The organism is Methanosarcina sp. Kolksee, assembly GCF_000969945.1.
GTDB classification, from domain to species: domain Archaea; phylum Halobacteriota; class Methanosarcinia; order Methanosarcinales; family Methanosarcinaceae; genus Methanosarcina; species Methanosarcina vacuolata.
Map to the genome: position 1 here is coordinate 2,948,891 of NZ_CP009524.1, position 18,276 is coordinate 2,967,166.

At 38.5% G+C, this 18,276-nt stretch carries 14 protein-coding genes, 2 tRNA genes and 1 pseudogene; 3 read left to right on the forward strand and 14 right to left on the reverse strand.

What is annotated here, in order from left to right:
- Positions 1–85: 85 nt before the first annotated feature.
- Positions 86–586: an NOB1 family endonuclease gene (locus MSKOL_RS12180; protein ID WP_048123986.1), complete on the reverse strand. Its 501-nt coding sequence runs from the start codon at positions 584–586 to the stop codon at positions 86–88.
- 357 nt (positions 587–943) lie between these two features.
- A pseudogene (gene tnpC, locus MSKOL_RS12185) lies at positions 944–2,377 on the reverse strand (IS66 family transposase).
- Positions 2,378–2,730: 353 nt separating this feature from the next.
- Between tnpC and MSKOL_RS12195 the strand changes: the two are divergent.
- On the forward strand, positions 2,731–3,327 hold the full coding sequence (locus MSKOL_RS12195; protein WP_048156613.1) for a sugar O-acetyltransferase: 597 nt from the start codon (positions 2,731–2,733) through the stop codon (positions 3,325–3,327).
- On the forward strand, positions 3,320–3,871 hold the full coding sequence (locus MSKOL_RS12200; RefSeq protein ID WP_048156615.1) for a flavodoxin family protein: 552 nt from the start codon (positions 3,320–3,322) through the stop codon (positions 3,869–3,871). Before MSKOL_RS12195 ends, MSKOL_RS12200 begins: the two co-directional genes overlap by 8 nt.
- Before the next feature lie 521 nt (positions 3,872–4,392).
- On the opposite strand, the gene MSKOL_RS12205 is transcribed toward MSKOL_RS12200, so the two are convergent.
- From MSKOL_RS12205 to purD, 6 genes are all read right to left on the reverse strand, one after another.
- Positions 4,393–5,082 (reverse strand): DUF169 domain-containing protein, encoded by a 690-nt coding sequence (locus MSKOL_RS12205; RefSeq protein WP_048121292.1) that lies wholly within the window; start codon positions 5,080–5,082, stop codon positions 4,393–4,395.
- 656 nt (positions 5,083–5,738) lie between these two features.
- A tRNA-Leu gene (locus MSKOL_RS12210) sits at positions 5,739–5,823 on the reverse strand.
- Positions 5,824–6,134: 311 nt separating this feature from the next.
- Positions 6,135–8,459: an SIR2 family protein gene (locus tag MSKOL_RS12215; protein ID WP_048156617.1), complete on the reverse strand. Its 2,325-nt coding sequence runs from the start codon at positions 8,457–8,459 to the stop codon at positions 6,135–6,137.
- Positions 8,460–8,573: 114 nt separating this feature from the next.
- Positions 8,574–8,658 (reverse strand) — tRNA-Leu (locus tag MSKOL_RS12220).
- 221 nt (positions 8,659–8,879) lie between these two features.
- Entirely contained in the window at positions 8,880–9,788 is a 909-nt protein-coding gene (argF, locus tag MSKOL_RS12225) for an ornithine carbamoyltransferase (protein ID WP_048156618.1), read from the reverse strand.
- Between the two features lie 268 nt (positions 9,789–10,056).
- The gene (gene purD, locus MSKOL_RS12230; protein ID WP_048156620.1) at positions 10,057–11,358 is read right to left on the reverse strand and encodes a phosphoribosylamine--glycine ligase; all 1,302 of its coding nucleotides are present in this window, start codon (positions 11,356–11,358) and stop codon (positions 10,057–10,059) included.
- A 663-nt stretch (positions 11,359–12,021) separates the two neighbouring features.
- Here purD and MSKOL_RS12235 point away from each other — a divergent pair.
- Positions 12,022–12,333: a carboxymuconolactone decarboxylase family protein gene (locus MSKOL_RS12235; RefSeq protein WP_048121298.1), complete on the forward strand. Its 312-nt coding sequence runs from the start codon at positions 12,022–12,024 to the stop codon at positions 12,331–12,333.
- A gap of 36 nt (positions 12,334–12,369) precedes the next feature.
- Here MSKOL_RS12235 and pyrE read toward each other — a convergent pair whose 3' ends face one another.
- The 6 genes from pyrE to MSKOL_RS12260 all read right to left on the reverse strand — a co-directional run bounded on the left by pyrE (position 12,370) and on the right by MSKOL_RS12260 (position 18,146).
- On the reverse strand, positions 12,370–12,933 hold the full coding sequence (gene pyrE, locus MSKOL_RS12240; protein WP_048156622.1) for an orotate phosphoribosyltransferase: 564 nt from the start codon (positions 12,931–12,933) through the stop codon (positions 12,370–12,372).
- An 89-nt stretch (positions 12,934–13,022) separates the two neighbouring features.
- Positions 13,023–13,550, reverse strand: coding sequence for a CDP-2,3-bis-(O-geranylgeranyl)-sn-glycerol synthase (locus tag MSKOL_RS12245; RefSeq protein ID WP_048156627.1), 528 nt, complete (start codon positions 13,548–13,550; stop codon positions 13,023–13,025).
- A 633-nt stretch (positions 13,551–14,183) separates the two neighbouring features.
- Positions 14,184–14,417, reverse strand: coding sequence for a hypothetical protein (locus MSKOL_RS20285; protein ID WP_156151076.1), 234 nt, complete (start codon positions 14,415–14,417; stop codon positions 14,184–14,186).
- A 165-nt stretch (positions 14,418–14,582) separates the two neighbouring features.
- Positions 14,583–16,187 (reverse strand): glutamine hydrolyzing CTP synthase, encoded by a 1,605-nt coding sequence (pyrG, locus tag MSKOL_RS12250; protein WP_048156630.1) that lies wholly within the window; start codon positions 16,185–16,187, stop codon positions 14,583–14,585.
- Between the two features lie 1,018 nt (positions 16,188–17,205).
- A complete protein-coding gene (locus MSKOL_RS12255) occupies positions 17,206–17,949 on the reverse strand; it encodes a hypothetical protein (RefSeq protein WP_048156631.1) in 744 nt (247 codons plus the stop codon).
- Positions 17,950–17,963: 14 nt separating this feature from the next.
- Positions 17,964–18,146: a methytransferase partner Trm112 gene (locus MSKOL_RS12260; RefSeq protein WP_048121313.1), complete on the reverse strand. Its 183-nt coding sequence runs from the start codon at positions 18,144–18,146 to the stop codon at positions 17,964–17,966.
- Between the last annotated feature and the right edge of the window lie 130 nt (positions 18,147–18,276).

Below are 18,276 nucleotides of genomic sequence, written 5' to 3' on the forward strand. Positions count from 1 at the left end.
ACTGCCTGGAAAACTATATTCAAATGTACATTCTCTCAATTAAAGACACTATTACATTATCAAGCATTATATCTTTTTCTTCAGCTCAAGAGTAACTCTTTTCTTTTCTACTTTTTTTCCTTTTTTTCTTGAGGGGAGAACCGCAGATAGGGCAGACATCCCCTTTGTCAAAAGTCTTTTTGCAACCTATACACTGCTTTTGCCAGATAATAATATCCTTTATTTTTTTCTGGGCAATGGGCTTAACCTGAATCCCAAGCTGCACAGCAACGTTCTGGACTGCATAATCATCCGTAAGCAATATGCCCCTATCCCTGTATTCAAGAGCTTTTGCGAGGATTTCCAGGTCCGTTTTTGAGAGCTCTTCGGAGTCCCGCGTGTGCTCAGCCATTTTCCGAACTTCTTTTACCATTTCAGGCTCTGGCCATTCCACACGTAACCCACCTTCTTTTGCAAGATCAAAACGAAGCTCGGAATCCTTACTTTTCAATTCATCCGCAACCGAAGGAACGGTAATTATGAGAGAACTGTCTAGGTCACAGTTCCCCATTATAAAAACAGCTGAGTCTGCTATGTAATAGGTCATTTTTCTTCTCTTTTCTCTTTTAGTATATAATTGATTCCCGTCTGGGTCCCATCCTGGCAGAGTTGCGGCTCTACAGCCTAAGTTCTGTCTCGGGAAGACTGTTCTCTGTTCAACAGCTGGTAGCTCTGTAGTGTATCCAAAATTCCGCATCGAGAGCATGAAATCTGTTTTACTCAATTCGACTGCTCAAGAGGACTAATCTCATGCGAAGTTCTAAACTCTACATTTCCAACACGCATTGAAGCCATTCAGTAACATGTATACATTGCAAAAGTAATATTAGTGTGCCATTAGTGTGCCATTCATCAAATTAAAAAAATTCGCTAAGTTTTTATATTTAAAAACTTATGTAACTATTCAGGGTATAGCTAGCGGCGCTCCTTTGAGCGCCGCGAGAATACCCTCTAAAACAGGTAAACCATTCTTTCTTATTGTGGAAATATATGCTCTAATTCTGCAGAAAGCTTCCGCTCCCCGTGTAGTTCTGAAAGTTCCTGATATTTTCTGCTGTAGTTTCATCATCCTGACATCTCTTTCTGCTTGATTATTCTCAAACGGAACTTTCAAGTCGTTCAGGAATCTCAGAATTTTTTCTTTATGTTCTATAAACCTATCAAGCAGATTCCTTGCTTTGGTTTTTGGATGCACACCACGTTTTCCTTGTCTTTCAGGATTTAGAGAAGGTGGATTTTCTTCAATTCCTTTCGCGATTACAGCATTGAACCTTTTTTCTAATGCCTTAACTTGTTCAAAATCCAAATTTTTGACCTGCTCTTTGCACTCATCAGTGTACTTTTTCATTTCAGATAACAGCTCATTCATATCTTTAGCCCATTGCTGTTTATAATTCTCTTCAATTCCAGTAAGTTCTCTCTGGAGATGAGCATTACAAAGAGCATGATCACAATTATAACCGTTGTAAGGTTTCCATCCATCGTGAACTGCTACCCCTTTAAACTCTGGAAGAATTCCCATAGCATCAATAGCCTCTGATCCTCTTTTTGGATGAGCAAAATAACAGGTGTATTTGTCAGTAGAAGCTACATGAAGCCAATGTCTTTTTCCTTGAACTTTCATTCCAGTTTCATCACAATGGATAACAGGAGAAGATAGTAACTTTTCTCGAATTACGTTTTCAAATTCTTCAAGATTCAGGAAACATTCTCTTTCTGCTTTAATAATGGTAGCAGAACAGATTTTTATCCCCATTACATCATGAAACAATTCAGAAATCCTTTCGTAAGGAATGAAATGGTGATTTTTAAAGTAAATTGCCGAGGACAAAATATTAGGACCATATTGAACTGGGGAATTTACTGATTCTGGAAATTCAGCTTTATTTAACCTTCCACAGCAAGGACAGATCTTAATCTGACTTTGATGTTCTGTAACAATAAGATTTACAGGGGGAATATCAAAAACCTGTCTTTTCTCATAAGCTTTAACTTCAACATTATTAAGATTATGTCCACATTCTTCGCAACAGTTCAAAGAATGCTCTATTACCTAATCAGGATTATCAACCATTTCGAGAGTTGTCCCGGGATGACCTTCTTGACCTCCAGGTTTCTTGCCACTCTGTTTACGGAGACTCTTTGGATTAGGTTTTCCTTTGGAAAAATAGTCACTAGAAGGAGGTTTACTGCTGTTTCGGCTGTTTTGATTTAAGCGAAATTCTAAAACTTGCAATCTTTCAGTGAGGTCTTTAATTTGAGATTCAAGACTTATAATATAAGCAATAACTTCAGGGTTTGAAGCACACAAAGCAAGAATCTCTTCACGTTTCATCAAGGAAGAAAATGGTTCATTTTATATCCAATTTTTCCTCGGAACGAGGAAAAATTGTGTAGCCTTAACAAGGCTACCTGAATAGTTACAAACTTATTTTTCCATCTTATTTCTACTTTTCCGGATGAGCTGAACTTTCGCATGACGAAGAAATATGTTCAAGATAATTAATCTGGTTTTCAGGTTAAATTCTGTCTGCTATATAGATATCAAAATTATGCCTCAGATGCCTGTTCCTTTTATTTATAAAGAAAATGATTATTAAAAAAAGCCCATACGGAACGGCTGCTTCCAACATACAATTAGAAAGCTTAAAGTGATATCGTCAATTTATTGAAAGATCTAAGGAATTTAAAATGAAAGAAAAAGAAAAAATGTTAGAAGGCAAACCGTATAGAGCTTTTGGGGAAGAACTGGTCGCAGAACGTCAGGCTGCAAAGGAATTGATTTTTGAGTTTAATGCTCTGCACCCCAGCAAAATTGAGCAACGCGATAAGATCATTAAAAGACTTTTTGGCAAAACGGGTAAAAACTTCATTATTGAACCGCCCTTTCGCTGCGATTATGGATACAATATCTCCATAGGGGAGAATTTCTACGCCAATTACAATTGCACGATTATCGACTGCGCTAGAGTTACCATCGGTGACAACGCTTTTATCGCACCCAATGTGAGTCTTTTTACCGCAGAACATCCCATACATCCCGACATACGGAATGACCAGTTGGAATATGCCATTCCTATTTCCATAGGCAACAATGTTTGGCTTGGCGGTGGCGCTATTGTGAATCCGGGTGTTACTATTGGCGATAACACTGTAATCGGTTCAGGAAGTGTAGTGACAAAGGATATTCCGGCCAATGTAATAGCTGTTGGCAATCCGTGTAGGGTGAAACGCAAAATTACAGAGAAAGATAAAACTAATTTTTTGGAGATGTTATGTAATGAATAAAAATATATTGATAATTACTGGTAGTCCACGAGATAATGGAAATAGCGATATGCTAGCAGATGCCTTTATGAAAGGGGCAAAGGAAAAGGGGCATACCGTAAATAAAATCAAAGCGGCAAAACTCAATGTTAGTGGATGTAAGGCCTGTATTATGTGTTGGACAAAAGATGGAGCCTGCGTTCAATGTGACGATATGAAAGAAATTGAACCACTACTTGAAAGTGCAGATATGCTTGTACTGGTTTCCCCGTTATATTTCTTTGGAATTTCTGCACAGTTAAAGGCTGTAATTGACAGGTTTTGTGCCTACTGTGTGGACAGCCGTAAAAAATCTCTCCTAATAAAAGAATCTGCTTTAATTATGTGTGGAGAGTGCGATGAAGAACGATTTTTCAGCGGCGCCATAGACACTTACAAGTATACGGCAGATTATATGAAATGGGAAGACAGAGGTATCTTAATAGCTACCAGCGTATCAGCAAAAGGAGATATTTTACAGGGAGATTGGCTAACTAAAGCGCAAGCCTTTGGCACTAGCATTTAAAGAACTTATCCTTTTTCACAAACCGGGTTTCGCTACCCGAATTGCATTTCGGGAGTCCGTTGTCCTTTTAGCTATGCTTCACTCAAGAGGACTAATTTATGGTTTTGAGTCTTGCTCCTCTTAAATAGATTAATTTACGGTCCAGGATTGTTTTTTCATTGTTTTATCCGGAATTACGCCTTAGAATAACAAGAAAAGGTTATTATTAATTCAAAAAAACGAATTGGATATTTCAGGCTCTTCGTCATTCCATGTGGATAAAACAATTTTCAATTCGAGACCGCATTGGTTTTTATGAGAATATTATGAGAATATTATGAGAATATTATGAGAATATTATGAGAATATTATGAGAATATTATGAGGATATCCACACAAAACAACGAAGATCCTGTTTAAGATATACATATCCAAAAGTTTTTGCCTGTGTATTTGACAAGCCCTTTCACGATTTTTTGGAAATCTTGTAAAGGGCTTGAGCTGAAGAAATTTTACTTTAAAGGGAATACGCTTTCCGGATTTTACTTAGGGCAAATTTCCTTGAGGCCAGCAGCTACATCAGCCAGAAGTTCGATAGGAATTCCCATAATCATTTCTTCGTCTGCGATTTTGGTGTATGTCCTGCTGCCGCTGCAACCGACTGTGACTCCGATTTTGCCTTCTTTATATACATTGACAACCCCGTCTGAACACAGGCTCTGCTTCCCTGCAAAACTCGCTTCGACTCTGCCTCCGGTTTTATACATTGCAGCCTGTGTGAGCAACATTATTTGTTTAGGCTTACCGATAATCACAACAACATCAGGGATAAATGTGGCTTTTTCCAGAGGTGAGTACAGGATAGCTTCTGTTGAGTTTGGGGGAAGCTTTGGAACTCTTTCAAGGGTACGCCTTGCAGCGCCCTGGGTGCTGAACTGTTTGAGTTTATTAAAATAAAATTCTCCACTTGCGACCTTTGGAGGCATTTCGCCAAGACCCATTGCACCAGCGCCACCTTTACACATCTGGTCATCGATAAGGGTATAGAACTCCTCACCTGTTCTTCTCACTCTGTCAACCAGCTGGCAGTGCCTCATAGCTTCATCTACTTCTTTCATTCCTCCAGGAATTTCTCCTCCTTTCGGGATCAGCTTCACTGCAACAGGAGAAGTCTCCAGTTTCAGGCAGTCTACAATTTCTTGTCCATATTTATTTATCTCTTTTACATCCATGTTCTCAACTCGGGTTTTGAAATTTTTGTTACTTTTAAGATAGTAATACTGTTTTAGAACTTCATAAGTATTTTCAAAATTTGTTTGTCTGGTTGTCTAGTTCCGACAAATAAAACATGACAATTTTTGATCAAAATATTCCTAAAAAGTTTAAGAGTTATTTTATCAGTTACGGGCAAATTCTTGTAAGATACAGACAAATAATACATGATAAGATTCAATATAAGTATTCCCGAGTTTATATGAATACAGGCAATTTCTCGCAGTACTGTCTTTTTTGTCCGATTTTATTTCAGTACTGAGAACTTACTAAATGAAATTTAGGGGTTTTTGGAATACGGAAAATTCACCCTATATTTGGTAGGTCGACATAAAGAATTTGAATATTATGTATCATCTTCAAATTGTATGGGTAAAAGTAAATTTCATGTATTTGCTGAAAAGTTATGAACTTTATTAAGTATGAAAAACAACACCAAGCGATACATTCGACTTTATAACTATATGAAGAAATTGTGGCATATTTATTGAATTGGAAAATTTTCCATTGAATTTGAAGATGATACGATATCGTAAACTAAAGAACCTTGAGAATCCTTGAAAAAAACCTGTAGAAATGTATGAAACCTTAAATAAAAGCTAATAAAAAAGTTTGATGCGAGAGGTGCGATTCGAACGCACGAATTCCTACGAAACTGGACTCTGAATCCAGCGCCTTTGACCTGGCTGGGCAACTCTCGATATTGATAGAGCTTATCCCAAAACTAAGTTTATTCTCAAGTCAATAAAAGTATAAGAACTATATTCCGTTATAAGAAACTCAATTTATCGTTCAAAATTCAATACTAAGGAAACCAATTTTGAGTTTTGGGATCCGCTCAAATATTAAGTCAGATTGGTTAAAGATTATTATAGAGGCCATCCCAAAACCAACTTTAGCCTCAAAACCATAAAATTTTCAGAATTGTTTTCATTATCCGAAGATCAAATAATAATCGCAAATTCGAGATCAAGAAAAGTAATTTTGAGTTTTGGGATCAGCTCATACTATATTAAGTAAGTACTAATTTTACCATTTCATCTAACGTTGATGAATCTAACTCTTTTTCGATTAAATTATTTGAACAGGTTTCAATTTTATCCCATGATAATTCAGATATTGCATCATCTAATTTGAAATATTTTATTTTTTCTGTTCCAGCATAAACCGCACATTTCACTGCATTTATAACCAAATCTTTATTCTCTAAAAAGTACTTCTCTTTGCTATAATCAGAATTCTGGTAATTACCCTCATATACTTTTTTTAAATAATAACCTATGAATCCTCCTCTACTAACATCTCCACATCCTAAAGCGTTTAATATATCCTCTTTTGCAATTTCTTGAGGACTGACCCACCATCCATTTCGATGATTCTTTGATATAGCTACCATTCCCATATCACCTAGTGTAATAATCCACCAAGATACCTTATAGAATAACTTTTTAGCAGTTTCAGACTCAAAGAAAAGTGAGATTATTCTATCTATTTTTAAATGATTAAGACCTAATACAAAGTTTAGATTTTGTGAGGCTCTATTTCGATAATCAAATCTTTGATACGCATCGTTATTGTATATTCTATCCCATTCATTCAATGGTATATTCGGATCAAATTTTTGTGATAATGTCTTTGACTTTATATCAAATAAAGGCATCCGAAATGCTCTCATTACAAATAAGCTAGATGCCAGCATTACATCACAATTTTCTCCAATTTTACTTTCGATAAAAAAATCTCCTCTACTATCTGGATTAGAACCTCTACTCCCTGTTTCATAACAGACTAACGGATTTTTCCCCTGTTCTACCCAACCTTTTAAGTAATTATTAAGGGTTATTTCTTCGAGATACCATTTACAGACATATATTAAACTAGGTCTTATATTTTTATCTTCTATAGAGTCCGATATCTTTTGTAATGAATCTTGAATAATATCCTTAGTTTTATCAAAATCTAAACCTGAATCATAAAGTGTCCTAAATTCATCATGTGTTACCACAAAAGAATTATCAGTAATAACATGATTATCTTGAAGAACATAACTCCAATCAATATTTTCTTTTTTTATTAATTCATTTCTAATTTCTAATCCTGCTTCATCATAGCCAATCAAAGAAACAAATAGAGATTTTAAATTCCACCTGTCTAAAAAGAGAGCAGGAGTTAACATTTGTCCAGCTACATATTTAGTTACATATTTATGTAACCCTTTTTCTTTAGGATAAGTTGGTCCTTCAGTAATTCTATACGATCTTTCTTGTGCCGGAGGCTCTCCAACCCTAACGACATTTACAACTGACGCTTGACCAATAACAATACATTGAGATGGATTTGAATTATCTATTGAATCACAAAATTTCGGATTGATTAAATATTGAAGAAAATCACAATGTGCACGAATTCTTGCTTTTTTTGCTCCCCCTTTATATGCCGGCATAGATAAATGATTAATTAACCAAGTTCCTTTATACCTTAAATCATCAACAGTATCTCCTCCATAGGTCATAGCTAATTGCATTTGAGTGCCTGTTCTCTTCGATAATTGTGCAACAATGTCATCTTCAGATTTCATGCCATAACCTAAAAATATTAAATACTGGATAGCTCTTATATTGGGACAATCTGATCTTAATTTTTGGATTAAATTTGCTGAATGAGGATAAATATTACTGTATTGTCTAACTCCAGCGACTATTGTATTTCCGCCGTCAGAATCCAACCACCATCTATCGAAAATATAATCTTCTGGTTTTTCTAAAATTCTCGATTCGATTCCGGCTAATGAAAAAGAACCATGTAATTTCACCAATGTTATTTTAGTTTTTGGATTATTAGTGGGGGGTAAGATACTAACGGGTGGTTCAATATTGGGACTGTTGGCTTTTATGACATGTACATCTACTGCAATATTATTCTTTAAACATATTCTTTCTAACAAGGTATCATAGTTCGTTGTAAAAAATACCCTAAATGAATTAATACAAAGTTCATGAAATTCTAAATTAACTCGACTTATATCTATTTTTTCAGTTGCTTCCCATAGCGACTTATAGATTAATCTCCTTTTGTTTTCACTGTCCTTAGAATTATCAAGAAGATATTGAATACATTCAGGCAGCGTTACTTCACGTAATCGCATATAATCAAAAGGAATATCTGGTTTGATATCAATCCAAAGGTCTTTGATCCAATTATACCAAGAAGGAGAATCTAAAGCTAGACGAGTGATTCCATTCCCGATAATCAATGCTGTTTTATCATTATTTCCTAAAAGTATCCGGCATTCAGAATTTTTTTTAAAATAGTCTTGAAGATATTCGTAGTTGTTCATATTAAAAACGAGGAATTGATACTATATTATAGTTGCAGATTTTAGGCTAAATTATCACAAGTTTACATTTGCCTAAAAATAAAAAACTATTATACACAATATACATAAAAATAGTGCGAGAGGTGCGATTCGAACGCACGAATTCCTACGAAACTGGACTCTGAATCCAGCGCCTTTGACCTGGCTGGGCAACTCTCGCACGATGTAGCTTATGTTGCAGGAGCAATAGTAGTGCTCTTTGTTCTTATACTTTTTCCTTGAAAGCCTGCTCGGAGGGCGAAATTCGTTTAAACTCTTACAATAATTTCCTTTTTTAGGAACCGGTTTTAAGCAAGTTTTAACTAAGATTTAAAACCGCAGAAGCCGAAAAATCCCTAGCATTTATAATCTATATAAAGTAGGTTGGAATTGATGAAATTTTCATCTCATCAATTTCAGGATAAGAGCTTTTTGCGCATGCAGACGGTTTTCAGCCTCTTCAAAAATTACGGAATTCGGGCCGTCCATAACTTCATCCGTAATCTCAAGGCCCCGACGGGCTGGAAGGCAGTGCATAACTATTACGTCCGGCTTTGCAACTCCAAGGAGTTCGTTATTGACCTGGAAAATAGCAAAGTCCTTCAGGCGTTTCTCCTGCTCGGCTTCGTCGCCCATGGAAACCCAGACATCCGTATAAATGATATCCGCATCTTTTGCGGCAACTTTCGGGTCATCCGTAACTGTAAACTTGCCTCCGAGGGCTTTTGCCTTTTCAAGAAACTCGGGCTCAGGTTCGTATCCTTTCGGGCAGGCAACAGCAAACTCCATTCCCATAATAGCCGAGCCTAGCAGGGCTGAATTACAGACGTTGTTTCCATCTCCTATCCAGGCAAATTTCAGGCCTTCGAATTTGTCCTTGCACTCCATTATGGTCATGAAGTCACCAAGGATCTGACAGGGGTGCTCCCGGTCCGAAAGCGCATTGATCACAGGTATGGTTGAGTATTTGGCTAATTTCTCTACGGTATCGTGGCTCATAACTCTGGCCATGATTCCATGAAGGTAGCCTGAGAGGGTTCTGGCAGTGTCCTCAATAGTCTCGCCTCTCCCTACCTGGATATCTCTGGAATTCAGGTAAAGGGAATGTCCTCCGAAATCAGTCATTGCAACCTCAAAGGATACCCTGGTTCTTGTAGAAGCTTTCTCAAAAATCATTCCCAGGCTTTTGTTCTTCAGGTACTCTGTAGGTTCTCCAGCCTTGCGTTTTTCTTTCAGGTCCATGGCCGATTTGAGGAGTTCATAAATCTCTTCTCTGGACAGGTCAGTTATCGAAAGTACATCCTTCTTCATCACTTCAACCCCGACTTACTCTAGCTGAATTTACTTCATTCAAGATGAATTTACTTCATTCAAGATGAATTTACTTCATTCAAGATGAATATACTTCATTCAAGCTGAGTTTCTCTTTTTTAACTGAACTTACTTCATTCTGGTTGAACTTTATTTTATATTACTGCATAGTACTTATTTGCACGCCGTACTTTTGCAGGACATTTCAGGCAGTTAGCCTTGTTTTCAGCAGTAATCCTTATTTTCTTGGCAATTAGCCTCTAGGCAGTTAGCCTCTAAGTTCTTTCATATGGTCAATTCTCTTCTGGATAAGAGCGGTAGTCCCGATGTCTTTCCGGAAAAACAGCTTGCCGTGAAGATTTTCAAGGGCATTCTGGGCAATTTTTTCGGCTGCAGCTATAGTTTCGGCAATCCCGACAACTGCAATGGCGCGGGAGCTGGTTGTGTAAACTTTTCCTTCTTTTTCATAGACACTGGCATAATAAATGGATGCATCCCCTATGTTTCCTACAGTTACCTCGCTGTCTTTTTCAGGATTTTCAGGATAGCCGGCAGGAACTGCGTATTTACAAACAGTTGCTTTCTTGCTAAAGCTTACAGGTAAATCTCCAAGGGTCCCTTTAACCACCGCAGACATGATATCCACGAAGTCTGTTTCAAGGAGAGAGATCACATTCATGGCTTCGGGGTCACCGAACCGGGCATTGAATTCCACGACCTTGGGGCCGCTAGCTGTAAGTATGAACTGCCCATAGAGAATCCCCTGATATCCGGTCCCGGTTTCCTCCGAAAGCGCCTTTACGGTATCCTGCATGATCTTCTTTGCCTTCTCAAGATCTTCAGGAAGCATAAAAGGCAGGATTTCCCCGGCATCAGTGTATGAACCCATACCTCCTGTATTGGGCCCTAGATCTCCTTCATAGGCTCTTTTGTGGTCCTGCACGGCAGGGAAGAAAACAAGGCTTTTTCCGTCTACAAAGGCCTGAAGTGTAAATTCCTCTCCTATGAAGCGTTCCTCGATGACTACAGACCCTTTCTCAAGCAGCTCACTTGTGTAGGCTTTGGCAGCCTCCAGGTCAGGGAGCTGGTCTCCCATAACTTTTACGCCTTTGCCCCCCGTCAGGCCTGAGGGTTTGACTGCCACATCGCCCAGTTTTTCTATGAAAGCGTGCGCAGGTTTTTCCTCTGTGAAAACTTCATAGGCAGGGCAGCCTTCGATTCCATATTTTTTCATGAAATTTCTTGCCCAGGCCTTGTCAAACTCTATAATTGCACAGGCTTTTTTAGGCCCCACAACCGGAATTCCGGCTTCCCATAGGGCATCTGCAACTCCTGATGCAAGAGGGGCTTCAGGGCCTACAAAAGCCATTTCGACGTTTCTGGCTTTTGCGTACTCAACAACTTTTTCAACTTCAGTTTCCTTCTCAAGGAGAAAGTCCTCACAGAGAACAGCAATTCCGGGATTTTTTTTCGCCATTAACGCATAAAGAGAGGGATTATGCTTGCTTTTCTTGATTCCTTCGGCGATTGCGTGTTCCCTTCCGCCTCCACCGATAAGCAAAATTTTCATTTTTATTCTCCTGGTTTTAAAAAGATTCCTATTATTTTCAAGTATAAGTATGGTTTCAATATGTACTCATAATAAGGTGAAATAGATGAGATAAGAAAAAGGTAATGAATTTTCAGTCCTCAAAACCTTTCAATGCTGCTTTATGTAGCTGTCTCTTTTTATTGACAATTTGCTGATTACTCATTAGCAATTTGCTGATTACTCACTAACAATTTGCTGATTACTCACTAACAATTTGCTGATTACTCACTAACAATTTGCTGATTACTCACTAACAATTTGCTGATTACTCACTAACAATTTGCTGATTACTCACTAACAATTTGCTGATTACTCGTTAATTATTTATTTGCAGTTTGTTGGCAATTTGTTGGCAATTTATTATCAAATACTTTAATAAAGAATATACTGAAGGACTTCCTAGTTCTTTATTTCTTCTAATAAATATCTTTTCATTGTCAGGCTTCAAATTTAACTAAAAATTTTCCTTTTTGAGATCGGTTTCAGATTTTTGCTCCACCTTTTCCAGTGATTGAAATCCTTTTTCCATGAATAGGATATATCAGGTTTTCCTGGCGGGGTAAAACCAGCCCTTTTCCTGAGACGAAAATCCTAATTTTTATAAAGTAAAAACTAATTAGACTATTTCAGGAGATGAAAAGCATGAATCAAAATCCATATGAAATCTTCCAGAAAGAATGTCCTGAAGTAGCAGCACGTTTTAATGACCTTATTGAAGCCCAGAAAGCGTTGAAAGGCCTTGATGCTAAAACAAAACAATTGATTACCATAGCCATCCAGACTGCGAACCGAAACCCACGAGGCGTACAGATGCATGCAATGATGGCAAGGAACGAGGGTGCAGCTCGTGAAGAAATTATCGCTGCAGTGGTTCTGAACCTTCACCATTCAGGTTTTGCTAAAGTTCTTGAGTGCCTTCCTGCAGCAATTGATGGATTTGAAGGTAAAATCTGAAAAACTTCAGTATCGATAAGTGCTCTCGCACTTCCTTTACTTTAAGAGGTCGCGTGCACTTACGAGAGGTACAAGCTCCGTACCTGCCTCTTTTAAGTTTTCTATTGCTCCTTCTTCCCTGTCCACAACACTGATTACATATTTGACGCTTGCTCCGGTTTCCCTGACAACCTCAATTGCGTTCCTGACCGAACCTCCACTTGTTGTTACGTCTTCGAGCATTACAAGCCTGTCTTCCGGTCTAATATCGCCCACAAACCTGCTCTTTGTACCGTAGTCCTTTATAGATTTCCTGACTATAAGCAGAGGAAGCTCGGTTTCCATAGAAACTGCAGTTGCTAATGGCACACCTCCAAGTTCCACTCCTGCTATTATGTTCACATCCATCTGTTTTATCCTGAATGCTGCCTGTCGTGCTATAAGTTTCAGGGTTTTAGGGTCAGTACTGGCCTTTTTGATGTCTATATAATACTTGCTTTTCTTTCCCGAGGCAAGTGTGAAATCCCCGTAGCGGACGGCTCCGCAGGCCTTGAGGGCTGCGATTAGTTCCTGTTTCTGATTCTCAATGTTATTTCCTGTTTCGAAATTTGTTTTGCTCATTCTCTCACCGTATTTGCAGCCTTATTAGCGCTATAAGTGCTTTATTAAAGTTCTTCCTGTACTGATTCTTATGAATTTCCAGTATAATTTCACCAGGGTTCTTTCTTTACACCTATAAAGTATCCGATTATATTTGTTGCAAGATGGAGCAGAGGCGTTATTATAATAACGGTAAGCATGATCCCGTGAGTGAAATTACTCACAAACCACTCAGGGGCTACAAGGTATGTAAATACCCAGGCTCCCACAACAAAATCAAGCTGGTCTACCAGAGGAAGAGATGCTCCTCTTTTCAGGCCCATCCTGCGCTTGAAAAAGCTCTTGAACATATCCCCGAACAGAGCGCCGGATGCGAGGGCGAGCACAACTATTAAAGCGCTTTTGTAATCCGGGCCAAAGGCAGGCATTTTGATCCCCATAACCTCAAACCCTCTGGAACTCAGCCAGATCTCAATACACCCTGCAATAAACCCGCAAAATATACCTGAAAAGAGCCCTCTATAAGTCTTTCCGTCTCCAAGGATCCTTCTTCCGTCCTTATAGGTCTTACCCCAATCAATCGGCTTTCCGCCACCAAAAACAGCTGCAAATGGATTGGAAAGGTATGCTGGAAGCATCAACCAGAAGGCTTTAATTATCAGCTCGATCGTGATATCAACTCTTTGTATAGGTTTGTTTTTTGAGGCGAGCTTAACTTTCTGGATATCGCCGTACTTTTTAATTCTCTATTACTTTTTAATTCTCTATATAATTGCCCGCGGAGCATACCAGTAACTTTTGCTCGCTGTCTTACTCTGCTTTTTAATCAGTCAGTTACGATTAAGATATCGACTTAAAAATGGAGTTATCAATTGACTTAAGTAATTTAAGTAATGGATCTTAGATAAGGGCTTAACGTACTCAATTGATGAGATTATGTAACTATTGACTCTATTTAATTGTATTTCTTTTTACGTTTTAATCTTAATTAGCGCTTCCCAGTGCCTTTATACTATGCTATCCTGAATAGTTTTTCGAAGAATAATTAAATTTGAAATGATGAGAAAAGTCTATGAAAACGAAGAAAAACAAGTGCCAATGAAATCTCATAATAGGAAAGTAAGGATTTAGAAACGTAAAGGTTTCTAGATAGGTAATGGAATTTTATAGTACTTTTTGTACAATCTTGAAATAAAAATTGGTGTCGATCGGGGTGAATAGTCCCCAGATCTTCTCACACGCTATATAGAAAAGAAACGCTTAATAAGGAATTATTTTTTTCTCTTTTCCTTTGCAAGCTTCTTTTTTGCATCCTTGCTACCTGCAGAAGCCTGTTTTTCCAGCTCCTCAAGCTTTTCTTTCTTAGCGCTTTTCTTCTTATCCAAATCTTTTTTAGACATTGCCATAATGCGTACCTTCATAGGTTTTGGTGAAGTTGCGATATCTGTACAGGCATTGCTTATGTAAGATGCCTCAATAGATCTCGCGTAATCTACCTTTTTCAATTTTAAAAGTATTTATCAGTTTCCAGCCAAATTAATCTTTTTGGCAGAGTGTCAGGTCAGGTTAAAGGTTTTAACTTCTCCGATAAGATTAAAATATTCATGAAAAAGGGAATTAAAAGTGATAAATCCCCTAAAATAACTTTTAGTTGCTTTATCGGAGTTGCTTTATCGGCCTTCTCTTTCCTTCCTGTATTTGCACATTGCCGCGACGAGACCCTTGAATGGAGGAGACGGCCTTCCAGGCCTTGACCTGAACTCAGGATGGAACTGGGAACCAAAAAAGAAGCGCTTGCCAGGAATCTCGGCAATCTCCATCCTGTTCTTGTTTTTACCGGAAAAGACAATGCCGTAAGACTCAAGTCTTTCAACAAATTCCGGGTTAACTTCATACCTGTGGCGGTGGCGCTCGACAATGTAATTGGTCCCGTAAATTTTAGCGGCAATAGAGCCTTCTTTCAGGATGGCTTCATAGTCCCCAAGGCGCATGGTTCCGCCCATGTCTGCAACACTTGTTTGCTCAGGCAGGAGGTCAATTACAGGGTAGGGTGTGTCTTCGTCAAATTCCGTACTGTTTGCCCCTTTGAGTTTGGCCACATTTCTGGCAAACTCGATGACTGCAAGCTGCATACCCAGGCAGATCCCAAGGAATGGAATATCGTTTTCCCTAGCAAACTTAATTGCCATCATCTTGCCTTCTGTGCCTCGCCCGCCAAAACCGCCCGGAATAAGAATCCCATCATACTGTGTCAGCTTCTCAATCTCGGCTGGATTTTCTTCCAGGATTTCGGCTTCAACCATATTGACTTCAACCCTGCATCCGTTATCAATTCCTCCATGCTTGACAGCTTCAAGGATGCTGAGGTAAGAATCCTCAAGGTTGGTATATTTTCCGACAATTGCAAGTTTTACCGTATCAGTTGTAGATTTCATCCTTGCAACCATCTCTTTCCATGCACCGTTTTCAACATTGGAATCCAGTTGCAGGTGTTTCATGAGCTGGGTGGTTAATCCCTGCTCTTCTATCTCAAGAGGCACTTCATAAATATCATCGGCATCATGAGCGCTGATAACCAGTTCCTGGGGCACATCACAAAACAGGGCAATTTTCTCTTTGGCGCTTTCCTGAAGAGGAGACTTTGACCTTACAACGATTACTTCAGGACTGAGCCCAAGGGCACGGAGTTCCTTTACGGAATGCTGGGAAGGCTTGGTTTTTTGCTCTCCCTGAAGGTCTTCCATAGCCAGGGTGACATGAATAAATGCAATATTTTCGGAAGGTTCTTCCCTGTGCATCTGACGTACAGCCTCAAGGAAAGGCATGCTTTCAATGTCCCCAACAGTCCCTCCGATTTCAATAAGACAGATATCAGCCCCACTCCGGGCTGCAACCTTTCTGATCCTGTTTTTGATCTCATTTGTGACGTGGGGAATAATCTGAACGGTTTTTCCGAGGTAGTCTCCTCTCCTTTCTTTGGAAATTACTTCTAAGTAGATCTTGCCTGTGGTAAGGTTATGGTCCCTCGTAAGTTCAGTGTCAAGGAACCGCTCGTAATTCCCAAGATCCAGGTCAACTTCACCTCCATCTTTGAGCACAAAAACTTCCCCATGCTGGTAGGGGCTCATGGTGCCTGCATCAATATTGATGTAAGGGTCGATCTTGATAGCCGTAACTTTATAACCTTTGTTTTTAAGGTTTCTTCCAATGGATGCGATGGTAATGCCTTTTCCAAGCCCGCTCATCACCCCACCGGTAACTATGATGTACTTCATGGATAAGCTTCCTCATTAGTTTTTCCTAATAGTGGTTTCAGACTACTATAAAAGTTATTACGCGGAGTTAGACAGGAAATAATCAAATTAGTAATGTATAAAAATCTGTCATTAATCCTCTTGTACGAACACAATACCAATATCTTCATGATATAAAAATTACTCCCAACTTCTAAAAATGAACAGACTCAAATAAGAAGTGAGAGTAAGAGAATAGACCTGATGATGGATAACTCATAAAGTAATGGCTAAAGTGCCGGCCGACGGAAAATCTGGATTGAGGGAGAATAAGATTCAGTAAAGCACATTTTTTCTAGTTTTTAGATAATTCAGAATTATGAATATTTGGAATGTATTTTTCCATGCATTTTTATTGATTTTGTTGAGCATGTGCTCACAGCTAATTCAAGAAGTTGATTCAGTTGTTGCAAAATCACCTTATTTTTGAGGGGGGCAGAATGTGAGTTTATAACTGAGATTAACTTCAGGTTTATAACCAGAATTTACCTCTGAAACCGAAGTGAGAATTAGCTTCAGGCGCATAAGTAAAAATTCATCTGGTTCTTCGTTGTTTTGTGTGGATATCCTCATAATTTCCTCATAATTTCCTCATAAAAACCAGGGGGGTCTTGAATTGAAAATCATCTTATCCATGGGGGATGACGAAGAACCATTCATCTTATTCAGAACTGATTTTTGGCTTGAATCCCACAACGTTCAAAAAAATCAAATTTAAATTTAGAGAATTAAATAAAAATTTTGGCAGACGTGAAGATACATGGTGAAGATTAACTAATTAATGTAAAATGAAGAGCAAAATTAGTAATAAATTGTATAAATAAAAAAATTAAGTTGTGCTTTTGAAAGGGGATCGGAATGTGAGTTATAAACCTGAAATGAGTTCTGACTGAGAACCTGAAAATCAACTTTCAGTTATGAATCTGAAGTGAATTGAGTGGATATCAGGTTCAAAATGGATATAAGTCTCAGGTTTAAAACTGTAATTCTCCTAAAGGTTTTAGCTCTCTTCTGCAATTTTTAGCAGAATATATATCATGCAGGTCACAAAAAGTATTGAAAACAAAACCGACTGGGCAAAGCTGACCTTAAACTGCAGGCCCGATGGCAGTATAAAGTAGAGGAAGAATAAGCATGCAAGTAGTAAAAAGCCTCCAAAAGCAATATTCAGAGGAAGTTTTTCGTTATCACTTATATGTATTGAACTCTTTCTTTCGGTGGCTGAAAAGCTTCCTTTAAAACTTCTGTGGATAAAAGATGAAAACCCGCCAAAATCGTTTCCTGATTTAGGGTGAGAGAGTTTTATAGGTAGTGTAGTTGAGGATCTTTGAGAACTCAATTCATCTTCCTGATTTCCTGCATGGGACTCGTCTTCGGAATGTTCCTGCGGCTTTGGATCGATTTTTCCAAGCTGGACTGGAAAACCTTTCTTTCTGGAGCCATAACCCGCTGTGATATAGATCTGCCCTTTTGTAAGCACCCTGCCTTCTTGCGGGATTCTTGCAACTACAGAAACGTATTCTTTCTGAAGCACATATGGGTTATCCCTCAGAAAAATGATCTGACCTTTCAATTCATCACTTACTGAGAAGTGAATATGCGTAGGGGACCCGTAGTTTGTGATCAGGACCTCAAAGGTTTCTTCTCCGCCGGGAGAAAGAGAAATCTCAACACTTTCCTTTTCGAACTCAATTGAGTTTATCTCTTGTCGGTTGATAATAACATTCTGGAATGTCTGCTGCAAGTTTAACCCTCACATCAGTTTCTAAGGTCAGGAGGAAGTAAATTTGGGATTCCCTCGTCGATGGGATAGTGCTCTTTGCATACAGGGCAGTAGAGGGTTCCGGATATAACCTCTCCTTCATTTTCTTCGACAACGTTCAAAACCAGGTCGCCCTTACATATAGGGCAGGCCAGAATATCCATAAGATCTCTTTTCACCAAAATTCACCATTAAAGTCGCTTTACCTATAAGAGGAGACAAAGTTTAACATTAAATAAGGAAAGTTGATTGTTTTTAATCCTTGCTTTTTGTTCTGCGGATGTGAACTTTATCCCGTTACTTAACCGT

Coding starts and splice junctions, on each gene's coding strand:
- MSKOL_RS12180 (WP_048123986.1), bottom strand. CDS start 586: ATGACCTATTACATAGCAGACTCAGCTGTTTTTATAATGGGGAACTGT.
- MSKOL_RS12195 (WP_048156613.1), top strand. CDS start 2,731: ATGAAAGAAAAAGAAAAAATGTTAGAAGGCAAACCGTATAGAGCTTTT.
- MSKOL_RS12200 (WP_048156615.1), top strand. CDS start 3,320: ATGAATAAAAATATATTGATAATTACTGGTAGTCCACGAGATAATGGA.
- MSKOL_RS12205 (WP_048121292.1), bottom strand. CDS start 5,082: ATGGATGTAAAAGAGATAAATAAATATGGACAAGAAATTGTAGACTGC.
- MSKOL_RS12215 (WP_048156617.1), bottom strand. CDS start 8,459: ATGAACAACTACGAATATCTTCAAGACTATTTTAAAAAAAATTCTGAA.
- argF (WP_048156618.1), bottom strand. CDS start 9,788: ATGAAGAAGGATGTACTTTCGATAACTGACCTGTCCAGAGAAGAGATT.
- purD (WP_048156620.1), bottom strand. CDS start 11,358: ATGAAAATTTTGCTTATCGGTGGAGGCGGAAGGGAACACGCAATCGCC.
- MSKOL_RS12235 (WP_048121298.1), top strand. CDS start 12,022: ATGAATCAAAATCCATATGAAATCTTCCAGAAAGAATGTCCTGAAGTA.
- pyrE (WP_048156622.1), bottom strand. CDS start 12,933: ATGAGCAAAACAAATTTCGAAACAGGAAATAACATTGAGAATCAGAAA.
- MSKOL_RS12245 (WP_048156627.1), bottom strand. CDS start 13,550: ATGCTTCCAGCATACCTTTCCAATCCATTTGCAGCTGTTTTTGGTGGC.
- pyrG (WP_048156630.1), bottom strand. CDS start 16,187: ATGAAGTACATCATAGTTACCGGTGGGGTGATGAGCGGGCTTGGAAAA.